18 protein-coding genes are annotated in these 17,190 nt (G+C 68.6%); 15 read left to right on the forward strand and 3 right to left on the reverse strand.

Annotation, left to right across the window (positions count from 1 at the left end; genetic code table 11):
• Positions 1-20: 20 nt before the first annotated feature.
• From IEY87_RS19465 to IEY87_RS19530, 14 genes are all read left to right on the forward strand, one after another.
• A complete protein-coding gene (locus IEY87_RS19465; protein WP_189140105.1) occupies positions 21-713 on the forward strand; it encodes a type 1 glutamine amidotransferase domain-containing protein in 693 nt (230 codons plus the stop codon).
• Positions 714-779: 66 nt separating this feature from the next.
• Positions 780-2,270, forward strand: coding sequence for an NAD-dependent succinate-semialdehyde dehydrogenase (locus IEY87_RS19470; RefSeq protein ID WP_189140106.1), 1,491 nt, complete (start codon positions 780-782; stop codon positions 2,268-2,270).
• Complete coding sequence (locus tag IEY87_RS19475) at positions 2,267-3,610, forward strand: class-II fumarase/aspartase family protein (RefSeq protein WP_189140107.1); 1,344 nt, start codon at positions 2,267-2,269, stop codon at positions 3,608-3,610. Before IEY87_RS19470 ends, IEY87_RS19475 begins: the two co-directional genes overlap by 4 nt.
• Positions 3,611-3,677: 67 nt before the next feature.
• Positions 3,678-4,415, forward strand: coding sequence for a VOC family protein (locus IEY87_RS19480; protein WP_189140108.1), 738 nt, complete (start codon positions 3,678-3,680; stop codon positions 4,413-4,415).
• Between the two features lie 11 nt (positions 4,416-4,426).
• Positions 4,427-5,053: a DUF6461 domain-containing protein gene (locus IEY87_RS19485; protein WP_189140109.1), complete on the forward strand. Its 627-nt coding sequence runs from the start codon at positions 4,427-4,429 to the stop codon at positions 5,051-5,053.
• A gap of 564 nt (positions 5,054-5,617) precedes the next feature.
• The gene (locus IEY87_RS19490; RefSeq protein WP_189140110.1) at positions 5,618-6,136 is read left to right on the forward strand and encodes a hypothetical protein; all 519 of its coding nucleotides are present in this window, start codon (positions 5,618-5,620) and stop codon (positions 6,134-6,136) included.
• 253 nt (positions 6,137-6,389) lie between these two features.
• Complete coding sequence (locus IEY87_RS19495; RefSeq protein ID WP_189140111.1) at positions 6,390-6,620, forward strand: hypothetical protein; 231 nt, start codon at positions 6,390-6,392, stop codon at positions 6,618-6,620.
• 48 nt (positions 6,621-6,668) lie between these two features.
• On the forward strand, positions 6,669-6,863 hold the full coding sequence (locus IEY87_RS47195) for a NucA/NucB deoxyribonuclease domain-containing protein (protein WP_225277521.1): 195 nt from the start codon (positions 6,669-6,671) through the stop codon (positions 6,861-6,863).
• Positions 6,864-6,950: 87 nt separating this feature from the next.
• Complete coding sequence (locus IEY87_RS19505; RefSeq protein WP_189140112.1) at positions 6,951-7,505, forward strand: hypothetical protein; 555 nt, start codon at positions 6,951-6,953, stop codon at positions 7,503-7,505.
• A gap of 236 nt (positions 7,506-7,741) precedes the next feature.
• Positions 7,742-8,110 (forward strand): hypothetical protein, encoded by a 369-nt coding sequence (locus tag IEY87_RS19510; RefSeq protein WP_189140113.1) that lies wholly within the window; start codon positions 7,742-7,744, stop codon positions 8,108-8,110.
• Between the two features lie 113 nt (positions 8,111-8,223).
• Positions 8,224-8,466 (forward strand): hypothetical protein, encoded by a 243-nt coding sequence (locus IEY87_RS19515; RefSeq protein ID WP_189140114.1) that lies wholly within the window; start codon positions 8,224-8,226, stop codon positions 8,464-8,466.
• A 161-nt stretch (positions 8,467-8,627) separates the two neighbouring features.
• Positions 8,628-8,915, forward strand: a complete 288-nt coding sequence (locus IEY87_RS19520; protein WP_189140115.1) for a hypothetical protein — start codon at positions 8,628-8,630, stop codon at positions 8,913-8,915.
• A gap of 205 nt (positions 8,916-9,120) precedes the next feature.
• Complete coding sequence (locus IEY87_RS19525; protein WP_225277490.1) at positions 9,121-9,345, forward strand: FitA-like ribbon-helix-helix domain-containing protein; 225 nt, start codon at positions 9,121-9,123, stop codon at positions 9,343-9,345.
• Positions 9,342-9,755 carry a type II toxin-antitoxin system VapC family toxin gene (locus IEY87_RS19530; protein WP_189140116.1) on the forward strand — a complete coding sequence of 138 codons (414 nt, stop codon included), beginning with the start codon at positions 9,342-9,344 and terminating at the stop codon, positions 9,753-9,755. The genes IEY87_RS19525 and IEY87_RS19530 overlap by 4 nt, the downstream gene beginning before the upstream one ends.
• A 72-nt stretch (positions 9,756-9,827) precedes the next feature.
• On the opposite strand, the gene IEY87_RS19535 is transcribed toward IEY87_RS19530, so the two are convergent.
• The 3 genes from IEY87_RS19535 to IEY87_RS19545 all read right to left on the reverse strand — a co-directional run bounded on the left by IEY87_RS19535 (position 9,828) and on the right by IEY87_RS19545 (position 14,022).
• A complete protein-coding gene (locus IEY87_RS19535) occupies positions 9,828-10,007 on the reverse strand; it encodes a hypothetical protein (protein WP_189140117.1) in 180 nt (59 codons plus the stop codon).
• 113 nt (positions 10,008-10,120) lie between these two features.
• Entirely contained in the window at positions 10,121-11,173 is a 1,053-nt protein-coding gene (locus IEY87_RS19540; RefSeq protein WP_189140118.1) for a hypothetical protein, read from the reverse strand.
• A 572-nt stretch (positions 11,174-11,745) separates the two neighbouring features.
• Positions 11,746-14,022 (reverse strand): hypothetical protein, encoded by a 2,277-nt coding sequence (locus IEY87_RS19545; RefSeq protein ID WP_189140119.1) that lies wholly within the window; start codon positions 14,020-14,022, stop codon positions 11,746-11,748.
• A 176-nt stretch (positions 14,023-14,198) separates the two neighbouring features.
• Between IEY87_RS19545 and IEY87_RS19550 the strand changes: the two genes are divergently transcribed.
• The gene (locus IEY87_RS19550) at positions 14,199-17,174 is read left to right on the forward strand and encodes a DUF7824 domain-containing protein (RefSeq protein ID WP_189140120.1); all 2,976 of its coding nucleotides are present in this window, start codon (positions 14,199-14,201) and stop codon (positions 17,172-17,174) included.
• The last annotated feature ends 16 nt before the right edge of the window (positions 17,175-17,190 follow it).

Genomic DNA, 17,190 nt, shown 5'->3' on the forward strand with positions numbered 1-17,190 from the left:
CCGCAGAGAGGCGCAGTCCCATGAGCAAGGTCCTGATCGTCATGTCCGCCGCCGACGTCTGGGAGCGGACCGACGGCTCGGCGTACCCGACCGGCTACTGGGCCGAGGAGGTGGCCGCGCCGCACGAGAAGTTCGTCGAGGCCGGATACACGGTCGACTTCGCGTCCCCGGGCGGGGTGCTGCAGCCGCTCGACCTGCACAGCGCCGACCCGGAGATCGCGGGAGCCGATAGTGCGCACTACGTGGCGCACGCCGAGAAGGCGCTGCGGGAGTTCGGCCCCCTGCTCAAACTCGACGAGGTCGACATCGACGACTATGTCGCGGTGGTCCTGCCCGGCGGGCACGGCCCGGTCGTCGACCTCTACCAGGACGCCGACCTCGGCCGGCTGCTCACCAAGGCGGACGCGGCTGGGAAGATCATCGGCGCCGTCTGCCACGGCCCGGCGGGCCTGCTCAGCGCCGTGGACGCCAACGGCGACTGGCTCTTCGCCGGGCGTGCGATGACCGCGTTCACCGACGAGGAGGAGGAGCTGTTCGGCACGGCCGAAGGCGCCCCGTGGCTGCTCGCCTCCCGGCTGCGGGAGCTGGGCGCGCGGCACTCCGGCGGCCCGGCGTACCAGCAGCACAACGTGCGCGACGGCAACCTGTTCACCGGCCAGAACCCCGCCTCCAGCGCCACCCTGGCCACCGACATGATCGCCGCACTCGCCTGACCGACCGCACGGCCCTTCCCGGCCGGAAGCGCCCGCCCTGCCACGATCCCTCGAAGGAAGAGCTCTGTGGAAACGACCCTGCCCCAGTACGACGTCATCGGTCAGGTGGAGAAGGGAGTGCTCATCGGCGGGCGGTGGCGGCCCGCGACCGGCGGCGCGACGTTCCCGGTGGAGAACCCCGCCACCGGCCGGCACCTGTGCGAGGTGTCCGACGCCACCCCGGCGGACGCGCTGGCCGCCCTCGACGCCGCGAGCGCGGCCCAGCCCGGCTGGGCGGCGGTCCCCCCGCGCCGCCGGGGAGAGATCCTGCGTCGCGCTCACGACCTGCTGATCGAGCGCATGGAAGAGTTCGCGTTGCTGATCACCCTGGAGATGGGCAAGTCACTGGCCGAGTCCCGGGCGGAGGTACGGTACGGCGCGCACTACCTGCGCTGGTTCGGCGAGGAGGCCGTCCGGATCGACGGCACCTGGAAGGTCAGCGAGGACGGCACGGCCCGCGTCCTGGTCACCCGTCAACCGGTGGGCCCCTGCCTGCTGATCACCCCATGGAACGCGCCGCTGGCGATGCCGGCGCGGAAGATCGGACCGGCCGTGGCAGCCGGCTGCACCATGATCGTCAAGCCTGCGGCGCAGACACCGCTCACGACGGCCGCGCTCGCCGGTGTGCTCACCGAGGCGGGGCTGCCCGACGGCGTCCTCAACATCATCCCCACCGGCCAGGCCGCCGCGGTCACCGAGCCTCTCCTCCGGGACGGCAGGCTGCGCAAGCTGTCCTTCACCGGGTCCACCCCCGTCGGCCGCCTCCTGCTCTCGCAAGCGGCCGGCACCGTGCTGCGGACCTCGATGGAGCTCGGCGGCAACGCCCCGTTCATCGTGTGCGAGGACGCCGACCTCGACGCCGCGGTCGACGGCGCGATGACCGCCAAGCTCCGCAACATCGGTGAGGCGTGCATCGCCGCCAACCGCTTCCTCGTCCACGCCGGCGTCGCCGAGGAGTTCACCCGGAAGCTGGTCGCGCGCATGGGCACGATCGCCCTCGGCGCGGGCACCGACCCCGCGGCCGACCTCGGGCCGCTGATCGACGAACGCCAGCGCCGCCGCGTCGCGGACCTGGTGGACGAAACGGTCGCGGCCGGCGCGCGGGTACGGGCCGGCGCCGTGCTGCCGGACGGCCCCGGCTACTTCTACCCCCCGACCGTGCTCACCGGCATCCCCGCCGGCGCGCGCATCACCCGCGAGGAGATCTTCGGCCCGGTCGCGGCGATCCGGACCTTCACCACTGAGGACGAAGCGCTCCGCGACGCGAACGACACCGAGTTCGGCCTCGTCGGCTACCTCTACACCCGGGACCTGAACCGGGCCCTGCGGATGAGCGAGCGGCTCGAAACCGGCATGGTGGGTCTCAACCGCGGATACGTCTCCGACCCCAGCGCCCCGTTCGGCGGCATGAAGCAGTCCGGCATCGGCCGGGAAGGTGGCAACACCGGCATCGACGAGTACTTGGAACAGAAATACCTCGCCATCGACCTGGCGCCTCACCCGGAGAGTGTCCGATGAGCGGCAGCACCGTCTTCGACTCCATGCTGTTCGGCGACATGTTCGGCACGCCTGAGATGCGGGCCGTCTTCGGCGACGAGGCGTACCTGAGCACGGTCGTCCGCGTCGAAGTGGCGCTGGCGCGGACGCAGGCCCGCGTCGGGATCATCCCGCAGAGCGCCGCGGCCGCCATCGCCGCACGCTGCGACCCCGCACGCCTCGACCGTGAGCGGCTGCGCCGCGACACCGCCAACGTCGGATACCCCATCCTGCCGATCGTCACCCAGCTCGCCGAGCAATGCGGCGACGCGGGCGGTTACCTGCACTGGGGCGCGACCACGCAGGACATCATGGACACCGCGACGGTGCTGCGGTGCGCCCGGGGCCTGGACCTGATCTCCGATGCCCTCGACCGGCTGCGCGATCACCTTCGACGGCTGGCCGCCACGCACATCGACACCGTCACCGTCGGCCGGACCCACCTCCAGCACGCCCTGCCCATCACCTTCGGATACCGCGTCGCGGTCTGGCTCTCGGCACTGGACCGGCACGCCGAGCGGCTCACCGACGTGCGGCGACGCGATCTGATGGTCCAGTTCGGCGGCGCAGCCGGCACCCTGGCCTCCCTCGGGCCCGGCCCCGACGCCCTGCGCGTACGCGCCGAACTCGCCGCGGAGCTCGGCCTCCGTGACCCCGGGATCACCTGGCACGTCGCGCGGGACGGTCTCACCGAGATCGTCGGGCTCCTCGCCGCCATCGGCGCATCCGTCGGCAAGATCGGCACGGACGTCGCCCTGATGTGCTCGACCGAGTTCGGGGAACTGGCCGAGCCGTACGTCACGGGGCGCGGCGCGAGCTCCACCATGCCGCAGAAGCGCAATCCCATCTCCAGCGAGCTCATGATCGCCGCCGCGAAGCTCCTCCGGGACAAGTCCTCGGCGATGCTGGACGCGGCGCTGCAGGACTTCGAGCGCGCCACCGGTCCGTGGCACGTCGAGTGGGCCGTCATCCCCGAAGCGTTCCTGCTCCTGTCCTCTTCTCTCACCCAGGCCGCCCACGCGCTGGCGAACCTACAGGTCGACACCGTACGGATGCGCGAGAACCTCGGCCTGACCGGCGGGCTCATCCTCGCCGAGGCCGTCATGATGGCCCTCGCGCCCGACCTCGGCCGTCAGCGAGCCCACCACCTCGTCTCCGACGCGTGCACCCGGGCCACGGAAGCGGGGACCGGCCTCGTAGACGAACTGCTCAAGACCCCGGCCGTCGTCGCGAGCCTCGGCGAGCACCGGATCCGGCAGCTGAGCGACCCCACCGCCTACCTCGGCAGCGCCCAGGCGATGACCCGGTCCATCACCGGCTAGCCCGTGCGCACGATCTCGGCCTCGTACGCGAGACGCTGCGTGAGGGCCCGGTCCTATGATCGGTGGCATGGCACTGCGACTGATCCAGGTGAACGTCAAGGCTCGGGATGACGTGGCGCTCGGCCGGTTCTGGGCGGCGGCGCTCGGCTGGGGCATGTCCAGCGAGGCGCCCGGCGTGACCAACCTCGAACCCGAGGGCTTCGCCTGGCCGGACCCCGACGCCTTCTACGTCGATCTCGTCACCGTCCCGGACCCCGAAACGGTGAAGTACCGCGTGCACCTCGACCTCGCGACCACCTCCGCCGCGCATCAGGCGGAGCTGGTCGCGCGGCTGCGGGAGCTCGGCGCCACGCCCGCCGACGTGGGCCAGGGCGACGTGCCGTGGACGGTCCTGGCCGACCCGGAGGGCAACGTGTTCTGCGTGCTGGAGCCCCGGGAGATCTACCGGGACACCGGGCCGATCGCCGCGGTGGTGGTCGACTGCGCCGACCCGCGAGCCATGGCCCGGTTCTGGGACGAGGCGCTGGACTGGACCCTGCACGAGGTCACCGACGACCACGCGAGCCTGCGCTCCGCCAAGGGCGTGGGCCCCTACCTGGAGTTGCTCCGCACGCCCGGCCCACCGACCGTATGGAACCGCATCCACCTCGACCTGCTGCCGGACCCCATTGAAGCTAAAGAGACGGAGGTGGCCCGGCTACGGACCCTGGGCGCCACCGCCGCCGATGTGGGCCAGGGCGATGTCCCGTGGACGGTCCTGGCCGACCCGGAGGGCAACGAGTTCTGCGTCCTCGGACGGGGCTGACGCAGACATCAATGTCGACTGACCTCGAAGCCTTCTACCGCGGCGTCGTTGCCGACCTTGCCGAATCTCTTCCCGACGGAAGCATCACCTGGTGTCAGGCTGCGAGCGCCGAGGACGTGGCCGTTGCCCTTGGAGGAGAGCTCTCCAGCGCCGTGCCTTGCTCCCTGTCTGAGGCGAGGGGGGAGGCGGGGCACCACGTCCAGTGGTCCGGCCATGGGAAAACGTTGGTCATCGGAGAGCTGGGTTCCTGGTTCGTCGTTGTGGAACCCGACGACTGGAATGGCTCCGAAAGCCTGCCGAGGCTCTCCGAAAGTGGGGAAGCCGTGTCCATACATCTTGGGGACACGCTCGGGCACTACGACTTGCACTATGCCCGACAGGGAGAACAGCTGTGCCGCTTCCGGTGGGGAGCCGAGCCCGACGGTGACCCATCCCCGGTTGCCGATCTTCTTTCAGGGCTGTTGGTGACGTCGGGGACGCCGCCGTTCGACGAGTGGAAGATGCACGCCCTCATCCTGGTGGAGCGGATCACCGGAGTCCGTCTGATCGCTGAGTGGCTGAGCCGTGAGCACGTGCGATTCGTCCAAGGGCCTCACGCCCGTGATGTGCCGCCTGACGATGGCGAGCTCTGGCCTTAAGACTGGATCACGGGCGTCCCACCTGACCGGAGATCAGATCACGCAACGTCATGGCCTGGTACAGCATTGTCAGGCGGCCGTGGAACTCCTCGGCCTGGCTCGTTCCCGGATATCTGGCGGCGAGTGCGTGGTCCAGGTCAGTCGCGCGAGTACAGACAGGGGCAACGATTCTGGGTGAATCGAGGGCCCGAAGGCCAACACTCAGGGCGTCTTCGGGGGCTCCGAGGTCGGCCAGCGCGATGGCGAGGTCGAGCCGGGCGATCGCCTCGCGGCATGGAGATGCACTCACCTACTTCTAGGCAGATTTCCGGGTAGTGACCGATAATCAGTTCTGGGTCAAGATCGTGAGCTAGCCCTGACCGCAGAATGGCCGGACGGCACGGCAACCTAACCGGCTTGGCAGGTTCCCGGGGTCCAGTGGGCCAACTGTGGGGTGGAGGCGGCTATGAGATCGCCTCCACCCCACACTCTTTCCGAGAATCGAAGAACCGAAGAAGTGAGATGGCAGACATGTCGCAGGCAATTCCTGCGGAGAGGCAATGGGACCTCTTGGAGGAGTACCTCTTGAACGGCTCGTTCGATGCGACCTGGATCGACACGGAGAATATCGAAGAGGCCGCGCAACGATTCCGGGCCGATCCGAGTTCGGGCATTCTTTGTGATCTCGATACGTCATTCGACCTGGCCGACGATGACTCCGGGGACACCATGACCTGGATTGGGATGCATTCTCCTGGCTGGTCCGTCGCCGTCACCCTGACGGGGTGGCTTCCATTTCAACCGGCGGCGAGCTCCGGAGGTAGGCGAATCATCACTCATCACCATAGGGCTGACCTAGCCGAACTCGATGATGAGGGAATGCTCTATTACTACGATGGAGAACTCCTGGGCCCGCTGGGGGTGCTCGAAGAATTCCGGAATTACACGCTTGATCTGGAAGAACGCTACAATCTCGGGTTCGAGGAGATGGTGGAGAGCTATCTCATCCTGGCGGGGCGGGTCACGCGTCGGTTCCTCGATCGGGACTGGTTCACGGCGTCGCGCGTCCTCTACCGTGTCCCCAGAGGCGCCTGGCCTCGTTGACTCACTGAGGTGATCTCAGCGAAATAGTGCGGGCAATTGGGATTTCTTGGACGCCGTCAGCGGCATTCCGGGATTTTCGGGAGGAGTCGCCGAACGCCGGAAACAGACGTGGAGCCCCCGGTAAAAGAGCTCTCACCACAAGAATCTCAGCCAGCCGGAAGGCTCCACGTGATTGCTCATCGTGCCACGCTCGACGTCTCCCGTGCACTCGTTCAGTACGTCGCGCGACTCCTGCACGAAGAACGCCGACTGCGTGCCCACCCGCAAGACGCTCGGCACCGAGCAGCCAAAGACGATAACCGTCGGGAACTGGGCAGCCAAGAGTACCCCGCTGACAGAACTCAAGTCTGGGGACCAGGACGTCAACAGGACGCGATTCTCCAAGATCGAGATGTTCATGGATGTGGGAACGTCGCAGGAAATGAGCTGGCTGATCCCCGCGAACAATGATCGGCATAAAGTTTACATCAACTACTGCAAATAATATCAGCCGGACAAATATCTGGCTGCCTGGAGGCCGGACAAACTGCCTATAAGTGGACCCAGCAGCTGCGACGAGTATCCATTCGCCTCGTCCAAGGAAGGGGCCGGCACCGCCCGGGGCAACTACTCGCTGCGGGCCTTGAACAAGTCCCACAGCTTGACCCATGGCCGCAAAATCGGCGCGTGGTACACTGAGTATCGAGTTGGGACAGGAAACTCCTTCTGGGTGCTCATTGAGCCCTGAGGCCTGACAAGAGGAGAGCAGCGAAAGGCGTACTGCCGTTCGTTGTCCTTCTTTCGGGCTCTCAGGCAGGGGAAGCTGGATAATTTCGTGAGTCTCTTTCCGGTCGAAAGCCAATTGCGTCTTCTGGTGGAGCACGGGCTCGACGGATGGTTCTGCGCCCTATGGGTCAGCATTGAGGATGGTCACGAGGTGGCCCGGCGTCTGGGCTTCCCGGCGGAGGCCACGGAGACGTGCGACTTTCAAAAGGCCATGAGGTCGTACGATGCCGCGAGTTCTGAGCAGCGAGTTTGGATCACGTCGCATGCACCCGGCTGGTCCCATGTTCTTGTCCTCGCCGGTGGGCAAGAATCGTCTGCAGAGGCGCTCAGCCGCTATGGCCGGCGTGCATTTGAAATTTCCTACATCGGCGCAATCGAGGAACTGGATGAGCCGGTATATACGCACGATGGTGAGTATAGAAGTATCGAAGACGAGGAAGAATACCGCGCCCATGGGGAAGATCTGACCAGCGACCACAGTTTGTCAGACGCAGAGATACTGGACCAGTTTCTGATCATTCTGGGAAGAATTACCGGGCGATTCCTCGACCGCGCCTGGATTTCATCACAGGGACTCTTGTGCGTCATGCCCCCACCTCAATGACTAACGGTTCGGTCATATCGGCTGATTGTTCCGACCGCCTGGCGGCCCCCAATGCCGTTTAGCCTGGATCCACGGCTTGAAATCTGATGCGTATGTCGTGAAATGAGGCGAGGTGCCCCTTGACCTGGGAGGATTGGAGTTCTCTACGCTTCAATCAGCCAGATCAGAAGGGCACCTCGTAAGTGCGATTCTCCCACGCCGCTGACAAAACGCATGCGATCTTCGACGATGAGCACGTGATCGCCTACGGCGGGCTGGCTCCGGCGCTGCGACTGGCCGAGCGGGCGGGCTTGGAGCGTCTGGCCGGCGAGTACGTGGCCCTGAGCGCCGCGGAGGGGGCCAACGCGGCGGCGAAGGTCACCACGATCGTCGCCGGGATGGCCTGCGGCGCCGACGACATCGACGACCTGGACCGCTGCGACCTGCAGGTAGACCGGTTGTTCACCGCCGGCGTCAATCACAGGTCAACGGTACGGCCCACGCGCCATGCGAGCTCCGAGTTACTGGGTTCGACGTCAGGAAGATGGCCCATCGGCGTCGGATCCGGCGGGTCTACATTTTTCCCATGCTTCTCCCTGACGTACCGTCACTCCTTCGACACGTAGTGGCCCGGCCTCATGTACGAGATCCCGCTGAACGCCACCCATGCCCTGCCTCGCACACTGGCCCGCGCCCTGATGGTGCACACCTGAGGGCTGCGCCGAGAGGAGCCCCCAATATGATCGACAAGCCAGAGTGGTCTCCCTACGCCGCCACCGGCGTGCGCTTGCGTGTGATCGAGATGTCGTGCTGCGGCCTGTACCAGCTGCGCCGCGAAGGTGGCGTGCACCTGGTCACCCACCGCAAGTCATACGCCGCTGCCTGGCAGGAGATCGCCCGTGGCCCTGCCCTCGCCGCTCGGAACATCTTCCGCGAGCTGGTGGCGCAGCACCTGGCCGCGACGCAGAACCACGCCCCATAGACGGCCTGGCTCCCGTCCACTGGCGACTGCGCGAGTCGGGCAGGCAAGACCCCGGTCCGTAGCGCGGACGCCGGGTGGGGGTGGTTCCCGCTCTTCCGACTGGAGGGACGGGGGAGCGGGGCCACCTACAGCAAGCAGCCGCTCAACCTGTGGAGGCGACTATGGAGGAGTCCCCTGATTTTCGCGGCCCGCACGTCCGCCCTCGGCGGTTTGACGCCGAGTCGGTCGAGTGGTGCGAGCCGCTGCCGCGCTTTCATTGGGTCCGGGTGCGACGGCACACTTGTGAGTGCGGGCCGCGCGTCTACGAGCTCCGCACCGCTGGAGGGCTGGCGTGGGTGCGCAGGACTGACCGGCTCAAGTCCATGGTCAAGGTCAGTGAGAGTCATCCGCGCTCCTTCGGCGAGGCTGAAGAGCTGTGGTTGATGATCCTCGCGGGCAGGGCCAAATAGCAGTGCGGCTTGCTCGTCCTAGGCTCGCGAGGCTTCCTCAAGTCCCGTTCGGGCTGTGGCGGGGGTCGTGGCCTGGGGGCGGAGTGAGGGGGAGGTCGGATCGCCGAGGTCATGGGCGAGCCCGGCCATGTCGTTCGCCGTGTAGACGAGTTCGAGGACACGGGGACGGCGAGCGTGCATGCAATGTGCATGCTGAATTGGTGGCATGGGGACGATACAGATCAGGGATGTTCCTGATGTGACGGAGCGGACGCTGAAAGCTCGGGCCGAGCGTGAAGGCAAGTCGCTGACCGCCTTCGTGCGCGACCTTCTGAACGAGGAGGCGGGCACCCCGACGCTGGACGAAGTGATGGCCAGGATCGCCGCCGACGAGCCGGTGCCGTACGATCCCGACTTCGTTCGCGAGACGATGCGCGAGGGCGGTAGGTGAGCCTGGTCGTCGACGCCTCGATCGTCTTCCGTCTGCTGGCCAATGTGAAGGGCGATGGCCTTCTTCGGCAGCGGCTGGCTCGCAGGCTGCACGCCCCGGTCTTGATCGATGTCGAGATCGCCTCGGTCGTGCGCGGGCATGTGATCACCAGCAAGCCGGAGGTGCGCATCTCCGAGGCGAGGGCGCAGGTCATGCTGGAGCGCTACGCGCAACTCAGGATCGTCCGGCATCCCATGCTGCCTCTGCAGTCACGCGTGCTGGAGCTGCGCAACGACATGACCGCCTATGACGGCATGTATGTGGCCCTCGCCGAACTGCTGGGAGTGCCGTTGCTCACCGACGACGCGAAGTTCGCCGGCTCGGCGGGCCACCGGGCCGAGATCCACCGCTACCCAACGCCACCGGCATAGACATCGTGCCGCCCGAAGCGCTGCTCAGCCACGTGCCGGCCGCGGCTGACCTCGCCTCGTCCGAGCAGGACGTCATGCCCGGCTTTGCGTCGCTGGGCCCTCGCCCGTGGACTCGGCCACCTCGTGCAGCCCGCACGGGCGCTCCGACCACCGGAAGCGCCGGTCGATCTCGCGGATGAACGCCCCCTTGGATGAGTGGATCTTGTGCCGCTCAGTCGTCTTCGTGATGGTCACGCGGTGAACCGGCTGCATGCCTTCGCATGGTGCAGTACGGCATTGCGCGGATGACGGTCCGTCGTGGGGTGAAGAACGGTCGGATGAACGACCTAACTACATGAAGCGTCCATGACAACACGTGCCGCCGGTTATCCGAACTCCTCGGAGCGGACCTTCTCGATCTCGACCAGTGTCCTTCGCGCCGGAGGAAAGAAGACTTGCGCGAGATCGGATTCTCGCGGTATTTCGTCTAGAACCGAGCGGCAGAATTGTTTCAAGTCGTCCAGAAAAGTACGGACCGCTTCGTCGGGAGACAGAAAGGCAGGAGTCAACATCCTGCTTCGCCCGATTGTGTCGTGGAACGCTTCGAGGTCACGTGCGCTGGAACTCCTCAGCTTCGCCCAGTTGAACGGCCTTCGGCCGGCATCGCGGAGGCCTGTGTTGATCTCGTTCTCTATCTCGGTAACCTCGCGGCGAAACCGGTCAACGATTTCCCGAATCTGCCCCGTTTCCGGAAAGGTGAGTTCATTCGCGGGCGAGACGATGCCGATCTTGTCGGTGACGAGCTGCTGCGTCCTACGCCCGCCGACGTATCGGATCGACAACCGGACCTGGTAGGCCAGCCTATCGTCGCCAGGCATCGCATGATCGAAGAGCGTCCCGCCTCCATGCGGCTTGACCTCGACTCGAACGACGAACCGGTCTGCCTCGCCCGGTTTCAACTCGTGAGACAAGTTCAGCCCGTCGGATCCGCGAAGCGCCACCTCCAACGGGTGCGGCTCGGCCTTCCTACCCGTGAACGACCGTCCGTTGGCTTCCTCCGGGCTCGGCAGAAGTGCTACATAGTGTGCGGACGCTGGAAGCAGGGCGGCGCCGCCTCGGTCATGCTTCGCGATGGGTGGTCGAACGTGCTTGAACCGATGAGCCCAAATGACCTCGATATCGCAGCCGACAATCAGAGTCGTGCCGGTTCCTGAATTCACGAGGCGGACATCTATCGTCGGCGCGGTCTGACTCAGAACCCCCTGTGGGGTCTCGATCCCCTGCACATCGAGGCGGGGATAGCCATCAGTCCCTAATCCGTTGACCCGAATGTCAGATTTTATCTTCGGACGGCGGTGCCGACTTATGTACAGGGTGATTCCAGATCCCAGGAGCGCGGCCAGTACGGCCGCGACCGCGATCCAGTTGGCTACTCCCACCGTGTGAGCGTAACCTAGACAGTCGTTATGTGTCTGGTATAGTGCGCCGCTGCCTGCAATTCTGTAGTGTTCCGCTCTTGCTCGTGAAGCCAGCCGTATCGTGTGACCTCGGCAGATGGAACAAGGCGCACATGATACGGACGCTTCTTCGTTGATTCGCAAGCGTTGGGCTAGCCGCCATCGGGCTGCCGGAGGTGTTTACGCGAGGTGCGGCTCCGCGAGCGTCAGCGGATACTTCACCCCGGCGACGGTACCTTGCTGGTCGGGAGGTCGTCTTCGAGGGTGAACATGTGGCCGTCTGGGACGACGGCGCAATGGCCCAAGCGCGGACGGCGAGCCCTGCCGGGGGGGGTGCCATGCGGGCAGGCTTGATCTGCGGGGGATGAGGGCGCCAGGCGGGGATGGTGTTGGACAAGCGGGCGGTGTAAGCACGTGGACGGCGCACATACGCGGAAGCTGACGCTAGCGGATCGTGAATCGGTTGCGTAGTGCCCGGAAGGCGACCCGCGCGGAGCGAGTGCTCAGGAGCAGCACGGTGAGCCCCAGACATGCCACCCCCACGGCCACGGCTGTCAGCGGTTCTTGGCGGGCTTGCGGTGGACGACGGCCTTGTCTCCCGGTCCCGGGTACGCCATGATCAGCAGCCGCTGGGTGCCGTACTCGTCGCCCTTCCAGGGGAACCAGGCCCGGTGCACGCGGATGCGATAGTGCCCCTTGCGGCCGTTGAGCGACAGGTCGGGCAGTTCGGTGCCGCTCAGGCTGTCCGTGAACGTCATCTCGCCGCTCCGGTTGGTGAAGCCGACCTCGACGACATGGTCCCAGCCCTTGGTCTCGACCGGTGGGCGGCGCGTGTAGGTCTCCAGCGTGACGCACACGTGGAAGTCGGGATGCGTCCCCACCGTCACCTGGCCGGGGGCGACGTTGACCGGGCCGACGCTGGTGCTTTTACCCTCGGCAGAGGGCTCGTCGTACAGCCCCAGCCCCACCTCCGGCCACTCCGGCTCCTTGAGGCGGATCGCTTTGGCGGGCCGGATGAGGGGGTGGTGGCGTGGGGTGGCGTCGCACTTGCGCCGCTCCTCGGCGACGAACTCCTCGGACTCGCGCTGCCGGGCGGCCGCCTCCGCGGTGATCTTCGCGTTCGCGGCCGGGCAGATCCCGGCGAGCACTCCGCTCAGATGGTCGACGCTCAGCCCTTCCGTGTCCCGCAGGCGGGCCAGCTCGCGCGGGTCGTTACGGGTGTAGGCCCCGCACAGGCGGCGGCCGTGGTCGAGCAGCACCTGGTCGGGGGTGGTGGCGGCGAACGCGAGCGTCTGCCGCTGGCGTACCGCGCAAATGAAGGCGCGCGGGCCGGTGAGCGGCTCGGGTGCCACCGGCTCGCCGTTCGTCTCCCAGGGTTCGGGTGGTGAGCAGTCCCTGGCTGTGGTGACCGGGCCGCGTGACTGGTCGGCGGCCGGCAGGAAGCACAGGGCGACGGAGGCGGCCAGCGCCGTCACGAGGACGTGGTGTCGCAGACGGGCGGCGGGCGGGGCGCCGTACAGGAGGAGCAGCACGAGGGCGGAGGCGGCCAGGGCGGCGCTGTACCACGACGGCGAGAGGCCGAAGAGGACCTCGCCGTTGTCGTTCAGGTCGAACACCCCGCCCGGGTAAAGGGCCAGCCGCTGCTCGGCCATGTCGGGAATGAGCTGCCAGTCCGCCTCGCGCTCGGTGGTGGTCGCGCTGACGACGCCCGCCGCGGCCGCGACGATCAGGGCCGACATCGTGACGCGCAGCAGTCGCTGGGTCCTGCGTACGACCGCGACCAGGATCAGCACGGCCGGCGCGCCGACCCCGACGAGCACGTCCACGACGACCCAGAGCACGGTCGCCGGGTAGCCCACGTACCCGTGGAAGAGGTCGTCGACCCATCCCCGAGGGCCGGTCCATACGGGCATCCCACCGGCGAGGTTGACGGCCGCGGGAATCAGCGGGAGCGCCACGGCCACGGCGGCGAGGGGCCACGGCCGCGCCGGCGCGACCCGGGAGGGAGGCGGCGGGGACGGTACGGGCGGCGGGCCGCCCAGGTCGTGGGCGGAGCGGGCCAGCCACACCGTCCCGAAGACGCCCAGGATGCCCAGGACCATCATGATCACCAGGTCGTAGTCGACGCCCCAGCCGCCGAACGAGACGATGGAATGCCCGCCGGACGACAGCAGCGACAGCACCGCCGAGGCCATGCCGATGCGCACGGTCCCCCGGGACCAGCGCGCGTCCCTGGCCTGCCCGGCCAGGACCGGCACCAGCCACAGCAGGTAGACGACATTGCCGAGCTGGTACGGAGAGACGTAGGGCGCGGCGGACCACAGGCCGAGGCCGTAGACGACGGTGGCGGCCGTTCCCATAGCGGCGTCCACCAAGCCCACCACGAGCCCCAGCACCCGCAGCCAACGGGGCAATGCGCCGGCGAGGACGACGAAGAACAGCCAGACGACGGCGAAGTCGAGCAGATCGCCGGGCAGGCCGAGCCACCACTCGTACGGGATCGGCAGCCGGTACAGCAGCGTGCAGGCGACGCTGAGATACAGGGCCACCCGCAGCAGCCGTACCGGCCTGTCGTTGACGGCCGCCGCGCCGGCCGGCCGGCCGCGCAGCACCTGCCAGTAGGCCCAGCCCTGCAGGATCCCGCCCGCCACCATGAGGAGCTCCACCCACCAGGTGTAGGGCATGAAGTCCGGATCCCAGCCCCCGGTGACGATCTCGCGCAGCAGCGCCGGGTCGCCGGTGGTCAGCGCGAGCACGCCGGACACGACGACCGCGGCCACGTAGACGGCGGCGACGAACGCGGCGATTCTGCCGAAACGGTAGCGGCGCACGGGAACATCCTCGGGAACGAGTGATCAAGATCCGAACAAAGGCGCCCAACCCTAGCGGGCCACCAGAAAGTTGATCAAGACGCGACGATCGCCCATCCTGGTCGACGCGGATTGTCGGAGATGATCTCTATGTTGCCGTCCATGACGTGTTCATCAACTTCCGCACAGGTGACCTCATGACGGCCTGGGCGCAGGTCCGCGACCGCATCACCGCCCGCGACGCCCGCGGTCTGGCCGACCTCGTGGTCACCCTGTCCGACGCCGAGCGCGCCGAGGTCGCCCGGCGTCTGCCGGAGCTGCGTAAAGACCTGCGTGCGGCCGCCGACCGCCAGGCGAGAGAGCGCTGGTCGCTCGGCGAGGACGAGGGCGAAGGCGACGGGGAGGGGGAGTGGGAGGGGGAGTGGGACAGCGGCGAGCGGGATGAGATCGACGGGCACGGGGAAGTGCTGCGGATCGCGGGGGCGGGCGTGCTGGCCGGTCCCGCCGCCGCTGTCGCCTGGCTGACCCGGCGCGAGTTCGCGGGCCGGCGGGCCGGGGTGGAGGAGGTGGTCCGGGTGCTGGCCGCGCGCCCGGCCGGCTGGCAGGCGGAGGTGGCCGTCCGGCTGGCCCGGAAGATCCGCACGGCCGACGACCGCAACGCCCCGCTGGCGCTGGCGCTGCTGCGGGCCTGCGGCGCCCCGCCGCCCGAGCACGACCCGCTCGTGACCGCCTGGCTCCGCGCCAGGCCGGCCGCCGACGACCCGCTGATCGGCCCGCTGCTGCCGCGGATCTTCGAAGCCGAGGGCGCCGGTCGCGTGCTGCGCGAGGAACGCCTGGAGCCCGTCCCCACCCGCTGGCTGTCCCTGCTCGGACGGCTGCAGCAGACCGGCCGGGTGTCGCGCGCGGAGCTGCTGGACGGCTGCCTGCGCCGCTTCCTGCGCGGCGGGGACGCGACCGGCCTGCGCTTCTTCGTCCGGCTGCACCGGATGCTCGACCCCACGCCGCAGGAGGCCGCCGCCCGGGTCCGCGACTACCTGCGGCTGCTGCCCGCCGCTCCCGGCACGGTCGCCGAGCTGGCGCTCGCCCAGGTCCGGTACGGCGGTCCGCACGAGGAAGCCGAGGTCGTCGAGGCCATCGGCGCGCTGACCTTCCGGCCCGAGGCCAAGCTCGCCCTGGAGGGCCTGCGCTGGCTGGAGCGGGAGCTGCCGCACGCCGCCGAGCTGGCGCCCGCGCTCGCGACGGCGTTCGGGCACGCCTCCTACGAGGTCCAGGGGCGGGCGGCCAGGATCGCGCTCAAGCACGCCGCCGCCTTCGCCCCGGCCGGGGAGGCCGTCGCCGAGGCCGTGCCGATGCTGCCGGCGGCGCTCGGCACGCGGGTGGCGGCCGTGTACGGCGGGGAAGTGACGGCCCAGGAACAGCGCGAGGCGTTCACCCCACCGCCGCTGCCCGCGTCACCCGCGCCCGAGCCGTTCCCGGAGCCCACCCTGCACCTGCCCTGGAACATGTATCAGTGGCCCGACTACGAGCGGTGGCTGGCCGCGTTCGTACGGCAGGCCGCCGGCGATCGGGAGGAGATGCGGCGCACGCTGGCCGCCGGCCACGGCGGAGACAACTCCTACCTGTTCCAGCAGGACAGGTGGGTCGACGCCCGATCCTGGTTCACCGCCTTGACGCAGGAAGTGCTGGCCCCCGGCACCGACCCCGGGCCGCCCGAACCCGAGCCCTTCGACCCCTGGGCGGGGGCGAGCTTCCGGGTGCGCGTCGGACTCGTACCGGACGGTGAGGAGGAGGACGACGGGGACGGGGAGCCGGAGGAGGAGAGCGAGCCGGAGCGAGCGTTCGGGCACGTGCCCGAGCACGTACGCGAGGAGATCTTCGAGCAGTTGCTGGAGCTCGGCGTGTCCAAGGAGCGCGTGGCGGCCATGCGCGACGGGCTGCACGTCCCTCCGCCGGCGCCTGGCGAGCCACGCGGCTTCCGCGTCCGGATCGCCTACTCCGGGCCCCGGCCGCTGTTCATGAAGCCCGAGCCGCCTGATCCGGCGGTGGAGTCGCGCCGCAGGCACCGCCTGCCGCAGCCGTCGCAGGTCTCGCCGCCGCACATGTTCGTGCTGCACCGGCTCAGTGAGATCTACGCGGGACTGCGGGCGGGGACGCTGCCGCCCGTGCTGCTGGCCACGCCCACGCTCATGACCGGCCATCTCGACCCGGACGTGCTGGTGGACCGGCTGGCGGAGTGCGCGGCGGCGGGCGTCGAACCGCTGCCCGCCGACCTGGCGCAGGCACTGGTGCGGCTGCCCCGGGGACGCCACCCGGACGCGGCCGGAAGGGCCGCGCGCGTCGGCTCGCCGGCCGCCGCGACCGCCGCCACCTGGCTGGCGGGGGAGGGGCTGCCCGACCCGGAGACGGGCCTGCGGTGGGGCTACCTGGACGGCGCCATCGACCGCTACTTCGACGAGCACGAGCCGGATCACCGGCCGTGGGAGATCCGGTTGAGGCCGAGGCTGCGAGCCGAGCCGACCGGCCACGAACTGCTGGACGAGCTGCTGCGCGAGCCGACGCGCTGGGGCTGGGACGACCACGGTGGCGAGAAGGGCTGGTGGCCGGCGGTCCTGCCGTCGCACCGGGAGGTCGTGGCCACCAACTACCTGCGGTTCCTGCTCCACCCGACGATCGCGCCGGTGTTCGTGGCGGCACTGGCCGACGCGGACGGGCCCACGGGAGAGGCGATGGCCCTCACCCTGGCCTACTTCGTGGCCGCCGGGCATCCGGAGGCGGCGCCGCTGCTGCTGCGGATGGCGGCCAGAGGAGATCTGCCGGCCGAGGCGGTGGGCGAACAGGTCGCGCTGCTGCTCCGGCGCACGCCGAGGTTCGAGGAGCGGGCAGTGGTGCGGGTGCTGACGGACGCGGCGCGGCAGGGCGCGTACGCCACGATCTGGCGGCTTCTCACCACCCTGCTGCCCGCCCTGTTGCCCGGCCCCGGCGAGCGACCGGCCGTCGTGCACACCGAGGCGATGACGCTCGCGGCGGACACGGCGACCTGGGCGGGAGCGCGGGGCGCGATCCCGCAGGTGACGGCGTACGCGGCGAGCGGGGGCCGCAGCCGGTTCGTGCGCGAATGCGCACGACTGCGTGACCAGCTCGGCCATCCGGTACATGGCTTGGGAGCGTCATGACAGGCCGTGACGAACT

This window comes from Nonomuraea glycinis (assembly GCF_014646515.1).
Taxonomy (GTDB): Bacteria; Actinomycetota; Actinomycetes; order Streptosporangiales; family Streptosporangiaceae; genus Nonomuraea; species Nonomuraea glycinis.